The following is a 6,228-nucleotide window of genomic DNA, read 5'->3' on the forward strand; positions in this document are numbered from 1 at the left end:
CGCGTACAGCATCCCAGCATCCGGACCCGAGTGTGCCGACGCGCCTGCAATCAGTCCGGGAATCGGGGGGTGGAGGTGCTGATACTTCCCGCATGACGGATGCGGCGAGCACTCAGGAAACCGGCCAGGGGGCCGCCGGGGAGACCGAACGCCACGCCTCCTGGCTGGAGTTGTTCTTCGACCTGATCGCGGTGGCGGGCGTCGCCCAGCTGGCTCATCTACTGCACGGGGAACCCGGGTTGGCGGACATCGGGCTCTACGCCCTGCTCTTCCTGGCCTTCTGGACGGCATGGATGTGCTTCACGCTGTACGGCAACACGGCCGGCGAGCAGATGCGTACGGGCACCATGCGCACCGGGATGTTCGGCCTCGCCGTGATGGCCGCGGCCGTCCCCGGCATCCGCGAGGACCACGCCCCGGCCTTCGCGATCGCCTATGTGGGGACCCGGCTGCTCGCCGAGCACGCCTGGCGGCGGCGCGGCGAGGTCGTCGTCGACTGGCCCGTCGCCCAGCTCTCCTTCGGGGTGCTGCCCTGGGTGGTGTCGATCTGGTGCGACGCACCGCTGCGGTACTGGCTGTGGGCGGCGGGGCTGCTCATCGACCTCGGGGTGACCTTCGCGTACTCCCGCAGCTCGGCGCTGAAGCGCATCGAGGCGGTACGGGACCTGGCGGAGGAGCGGATCGAGGAGCGCAGCCGGCGCGAGGAGAGCACCGGCCGGGGCGGCCAGAGGGGTGCGGGCGGCCCGGGAGGCCTGGGCGGCCCGAGGCTGCTGCCGACGGCGGCCCGCTCGGACCAGAGCCACCTCAGCGAGCGGCTCGGCCTGTTCGTACTGATCGTGCTCGGCGAGGCCGTCGCCCAGGCGGTCGACGCGGCCTCCGAGGTGACCTGGGACTTCGCCCTGTACGGGGTGGCGGCCGGCGCCCTCTTCCTGCTGATGTCCCTCTGGTCGCTGATGCTGCGCTACGGCGCCTACGGCGTCCCGCTGCTCCGCGCAGGCGCTCTCCCCGCCCGGCTCGTCCTGCCGCTGCACTGCTTCACCGCGGGCGCGCTGGCCGCGCTCGCCGCCTCGCTCGGCGACGCGGTGGCCCACTCCGACGACGTACTGCCCCGCAACGCGCTCTGGCTGATGTGCGGCTCCATGACCCTGGTGCTCGCCATCGCCCTGCTGGCGGAGATCTGCTCGGGCCGCGACCGCCGCCGGCAGGTGGTCGCGGCAGTGTCCCTGCTCTTCCCGCCGGCGGTGGCGCTGGTGGCGGGAAGAGCAGGGAACTGGGGCCCTGTCGGTGTGGTCTGGCTCCTGCTGCTCGGCGTGCACATCCAGCTGGCGTACGAGCGCCGAGCGGCCAAGCCCTAGCCCCAGCTCTAGCCCAAGCCCTAGCCCCGCCAGGGCAGTTGGGCCGTCACCGTGGTCGGTCCGCCGACCGGCGAGTCGACGACCAGGAGACCGTCCACCGCGTCCAGCCGCTCGGCCAGACCGGCCAGACCGCTGCCCGCGTCGAGGCGCGCGCCGCCCTTGCCGTCGTCGGTGACCACGAGCATCACCCGGTCGTCCACCCGCCAGACGTCCACGGTCGCGCGGGTCGCCCTGGCGTGCTTGCTGATGTTCTGCAGGAGCTCGGAGACGGTGAAGTACGCGATGCCCTCGATGGCGGCCGCCGGACGGTACGGCAGGTCCACCTCCACGCTCACCGGCACCGTGCACCGCGAGGCCACCGCGGACAGCGCCGCGTCCAGGCCTCGGTCGGTGAGGACCGCCGGGTGGATGCCGCGGGCCAGGTCGCGCAGCTCCTGCAGCGCGACCTTCACCTCGCCGTGCGCCTCGTCGACCATCTTGGCGGCGGCCTCGGGGTCCTGCGTCAGCTTCTCCTTGGCGAGACCCAGGTCCATCGCGAGGGCCACGAGCCTGGCCTGCGCCCCGTCGTGCAGATCACGCTCGATACGGCGCAGGTCGGCGGCGGCCGTGTCGACCACGACGCCGCGGTCCGACTCCAGTTCGGTGACCCGGCTGTCGAGGCGGGAGGCACCGAGGAGACTGGTCACCAGCAGACGGTCGACGCTGGTCAGGCCCCGGATGATCCAGGGGGTGGCGAGGACGAAGACCAGGCCGACGGCGCTGGTGAGGGCGATCTCGAAGGGGTTGTTGAGGTAGACGCTGTGGTTGTGGTCGCCGTACAGCTGCAGACCGGCCTGGCCCGCGTACATCGGGAAGACCCACTGCCACAGCGGATACGTGAAGAGGCCCCAGCCCCACGTGAAGAGGGCCACCGAGACGGAGAAGGCGAACGTCGCCCACGGCATGTGCAGCAGCGTGTAGATGAGGTGACGCCAGGAGGTCCCGCTCTTGAGGACCGCGCCCATCCAGGACAGCGGCCCGCCGGTCCTGGAGCGCACCGGCTTCGGGTCGGCGACGTCCAGCTTCAGCAGACCGCGCGCCCTGGCCCGCTCCATGGCGCCGAAGCCGCGGCACAGCGCGAGGCCGGCCGCCAGGATCGGGATGCCGACGAAGGTGATGGCCATCCCGATGCCCATCGAGAACATGGTGATCGAGAAGACGAACGTCACGATGCTGATCGGGAAGGAGAGGAGCAGATACCCGAACTCGCGCCAGGTGCGGGCCTCGATCGGTGCGCGGAGCGCCGCGGGCAGGCGGGGGGCCTGTCGCTGGGTGACGTAATCCGTAGCCATGGCGTCGTCCGTTTCTTCTCGTCTCGACCGCTGTCTGCTGTCTGTATCCATCGTGCTGGGCGGGGCCGGCACGGACCATGAGGCGGATCACCGTCTTCGCCCGGGGGTTTTCCCCACCCCGGGACTGCGGTTCTGCCTGCTGCCTGCGGTCTGCTCCTACGCCTTGCCGCGGTCGCGCCACGGCAGCTCGGCGGTCACCGTGGTCGGACCGCCGACGGGGGAGTCCAGGACGAACAGCCCGTCCACCGCCCCGAGCCGGTCGGCCAGTCCCGCCATGCCGCTGCCGCCGTCGAGGCGCGCACCGCCCTGACCGTCGTCCTGGACCTGGATCAGCAGCCGGTCGCTGGTCCGCCACACGTCGACGGACGCGTTCTGCGCCCGGGCGTGCTTGGAGACGTTCTGCAGGAGCTCGGAGACGGTGAAGTACGCGATGCCTTCGATGGCCTCCGCCGGCCGTTCGGTCAGATCGACCGTCACCTTCACCGGGGCCGTGCACCGCGAGGCGATCGAGGAGAGCGCCGCGTCCAGGCCTCGGTCGGTGAGGACCGCCGGGTGGATGCCGCGGGCCAGGTCGCGCAGCTCCTGCAGCGCCAGCTTCACCTCGCCGTGCGCCTCGCCGACCATCAGGGCCGCGGCCTCCGGGTCCTCCAGGAGCTTCTCCTTGGCGAGACCGAGCCCCATCGCGAGAGCGACGAGCCTGGCCTGCGCTCCGTCGTGCAGATCGCGCTCGATACGGCGCAGGTCGGCGGCGGCCGTGTCGACCACGACGCCGCGGTCCGACTCCAGTTCGGCGATCCTGAGCTCCAGCTCGTCGGAGGGCGAGAGCAGCCCGCGCACCATCATCCGGTCGACGTTGGCCAGCCCGCGCGCGATGAAGGGGAGCACCGGCCACAGGCCGATGAGGCCGACGAGGGTGACGGCGAAGGTCACCACGCTCCAGGGCAGCCGGATGAATTCGTACAGCACCGTCCGCCAGCCCACCGGGTCCTTCAGACTCGACCAGAGCCAGGGGAGGAAACCGTGGCCGCGACGGGCCGGGATGGGGCTCGGCTCCTCGATCCGTACGCCCAGAAGCGCGCGCGCCCTGGCCCGCTCCGCCTTGCCGAGCTGGCGTGCGCCGAGCAGTCCGAAGGCGAGCAGCGGCAGCCCGATGACCGTGACGGACAGGCCACCACCTGCGGCAACCATGAACACGACGTAAACAAACCCGATCAGCGACACCGGGAGATTGACCAGGAGATGGGCGATCTCCTTCCAGGTGTACCGGTCGAAGGCGAATCGGGCAGGCGGGGGCCGCTCTGAGTCGTGCGGGCGGAAGTTGTCCACGGTCATGGTCCCAAGACTGCCGGTCCTGGCAGGTGGATGCCATGGGGCAGCTGGGTGGGCCTGAAGTAGGGATAACCCCACCCCCGCTGTGACACGGCTGCTTACCAAGTCTTTAGCAGGGCCTAGACTCCCGTGCGTACAGATCGTCGAACACCAGGGAGCGAGGGGCGGACGTGGTGGAAAGAGCCGTTCTCGCGGCCGGGACCACGGGCTATTTCCACAGTTATTCGGTCGTCGGGCTGCTCGCCGTACTCGGGGTGCTGTTCGTCGCCGTGGCCTTCGGGGCCGGACGGCTGCTGCGCCCCGTCGTGCCGACGCCCGAGAAACTCCTGACGTACGAATGCGGAGTCGACCCCGTCGGCGAGGGCTGGGCGCACACCCAGGTCCGCTACTACGTCTACGCGTTCCTCTACGTGATCTTCGCCGTCGACTCGATCTTCCTCTTCCCGTGGGCGACGGTCTTCGCGGCGCCGGGATACGGCGCGGCCACGCTGGTCGAGATGTTCATCTTCCTCGGCTTCCTGGCCGTCGGACTGCTCTACGCATACAAGAAGGGCGTCCTCGAATGGACGTGACCCCGGCTTCCAACCCGGCTTCCGGTCCGGTGGATCTCCCGCAGCCGCAGCGCCTCGGCGTCCTCTCGCGCCTGGCCCCCGAGCCGATGAAGGTGGTCCTCAACTGGGGCCGCCGGTACTCGCTCTGGGTCTTCAACTTCGGACTCGCCTGCTGCGCGATCGAGTTCATCGCGGCGTCGATGGCCCGGCACGACTTCATCCGGCTCGGCGTGATCCCCTTCGCGCCGGGGCCGCGCCAGGCGGACCTGATGATCGTGTCCGGCACGGTCACAGACAAGATGGCGCCGGCGGTGAAGCGCCTGTACGAGCAGATGCCCGAGCCCAAGTACGTCATCTCCTTCGGCGCCTGCTCCAACTGCGGCGGCCCGTACTGGGACTCGTACTCGGTGACGAAGGGCGTCGACCAGATCATCCCGGTCGACGTGTACGTCCCCGGGTGCCCGCCCCGTCCCGAGGCGCTCCTGCAGGGCATCCTCAAGCTGCAGGAGAAGATCGCCCGCGAGTCGCTGGCCGACCGCTACTCGGCGCCTTCGACGGCCCAGCTGACCAGCGGCCTGGTCACTCCGCCTCCGGTGCCCGGGGCGGCCAAGTGAGCGCGTACGACAGCCTTCCCGAGGGAGCCCCGGAGATCTTCGGCGAGGAGGCGACGGCGGAGTACGCCTACCACCTCATGACGGTCGACGTCCCGGTCGGCTCCTGGATCGCGGCGCTCGAAATCGCCCGGGACAAACTCGCCTGCACCTACTTCGACTGGCTGAGCGCGGTGGACGAGCCCGGGACGGGCTTCCGCGTCTGCGCCCACGTCGTGGCCCTCGAAGGCCGCACGGTCCGCCGCCTCCTGCTCCGTACGACGGTGCCGCACACGGCGCCTTCGCTCCCGTCCGCGGTGGACGTCTACGCGGGCGCGAGCTGGCACGAGCGCGAGACGCACGAGATGTTCGGGGTCGTCTTCACGGATCACCCGAACCTGGTCCCGCTGCTCCTCCCCGAGACCTTCGAAGGCCACCCCCTGCGCAAGGACTTCGTCCTGGCGGCGCGGGTGGCGAAGGCGTGGCCGGGCGCGAAGGAACCGGGCGAGTCCCACGACGGCGGCCCCAAGCGCCGCCAGATGCTCCCCCCGGGCGTCCCCGACCCGAACGAGTGGGGCCCCCAGAAGGGCCAGCTCCCCCCGGCCCCCGCCCGCCCGACCCGCGCCACGCGAGCAGCGGCGGGCGGCGCAACGGCCGACCGCCCGCCCCGCCGAACCCGCAGCGTCACAGAGGGCTCGTCGAGCCAGACGCCCGCCGCGCCCGCCGCGCCCGCCGCGCCCGCCGCGCCGGCGGCGGCACCGCCCGAGCCGAAGCGGCCGACCGTTCCCGAGGCCGGAGCGTCAGAGCCCCCGAACCCCGCCGGGCCCACCTCGCCCACCTCGGACGCCCCCTGGCACTCCGACCGCCCCGCCTTCGACGACGCCGAGCAAAATCAAGCCCCTCCGGCGATTGAGGAGCGGGGGCCCGGGGGGGGCGGCCCCCCCCCCCCCCACCCACCCCCACCCCCCCCCCCCCCCACCCCCCCCCCCCCCCCCCCACCCCCCCCCCCCCCCCCCCCCCCCACCACCCCCCCCCCCCCCCCCCCACCACAACCCCCCCCCCCCCCCCCCCC

General features: G+C 71.7%; 5 protein-coding genes and 1 pseudogene. 4 read left to right on the plus strand and 2 right to left on the minus strand.

Going from position 1 to position 6,228, the window contains the following annotated elements:
* Window positions 1–92: 92 nt before the first annotated feature.
* Window positions 93–1,355, plus strand: coding sequence for a low temperature requirement protein A (locus AB0H78_RS34145; protein ID WP_363238651.1), 1,263 nt, complete (start codon window positions 93–95; stop codon window positions 1,353–1,355).
* 20 nt (window positions 1,356–1,375) lie between these two features.
* Here the strand turns inward: AB0H78_RS34145 and AB0H78_RS34150 are convergent, their stop codons facing one another.
* Together AB0H78_RS34150 and AB0H78_RS34155 are read right to left on the minus strand one after the other, a co-directional pair.
* Entirely contained in the window at window positions 1,376–2,686 is a 1,311-nt protein-coding gene (locus AB0H78_RS34150; RefSeq protein ID WP_363238652.1) for a sensor domain-containing protein, read from the minus strand.
* A gap of 156 nt (window positions 2,687–2,842) precedes the next feature.
* On the minus strand, window positions 2,843–4,018 hold the full coding sequence (locus tag AB0H78_RS34155; protein ID WP_363238653.1) for a sensor domain-containing protein: 1,176 nt from the start codon (window positions 4,016–4,018) through the stop codon (window positions 2,843–2,845).
* 167 nt (window positions 4,019–4,185) lie between these two features.
* Here AB0H78_RS34155 and AB0H78_RS34160 point away from each other — a divergent pair, with 167 nt between their 5' ends.
* The 3 genes and pseudogenes from AB0H78_RS34160 to AB0H78_RS34170 all read left to right on the plus strand — a co-directional run.
* Window positions 4,186–4,587: an NADH-quinone oxidoreductase subunit A gene (locus AB0H78_RS34160; protein WP_363238654.1), complete on the plus strand. Its 402-nt coding sequence runs from the start codon at window positions 4,186–4,188 to the stop codon at window positions 4,585–4,587.
* Window positions 4,578–5,180, plus strand: a complete 603-nt coding sequence (locus tag AB0H78_RS34165) for an NADH-quinone oxidoreductase subunit B family protein (RefSeq protein WP_363238655.1) — start codon at window positions 4,578–4,580, stop codon at window positions 5,178–5,180. The genes AB0H78_RS34160 and AB0H78_RS34165 overlap by 10 nt, the downstream gene beginning before the upstream one ends.
* Window positions 5,177–6,037 (plus strand): annotated as a pseudogene (locus tag AB0H78_RS34170) (NADH-quinone oxidoreductase subunit C); the annotation flags it as partial. The gene AB0H78_RS34165 and the pseudogene AB0H78_RS34170, both read left to right, overlap by 4 nt.
* Window positions 6,038–6,228: the final 191 nt, after the last annotated feature.

Origin of the sequence: Streptomyces sp. NPDC050738 (assembly GCF_040654175.1) — a bacterium.
Classification (GTDB): domain Bacteria; phylum Actinomycetota; class Actinomycetes; order Streptomycetales; family Streptomycetaceae; genus Streptomyces.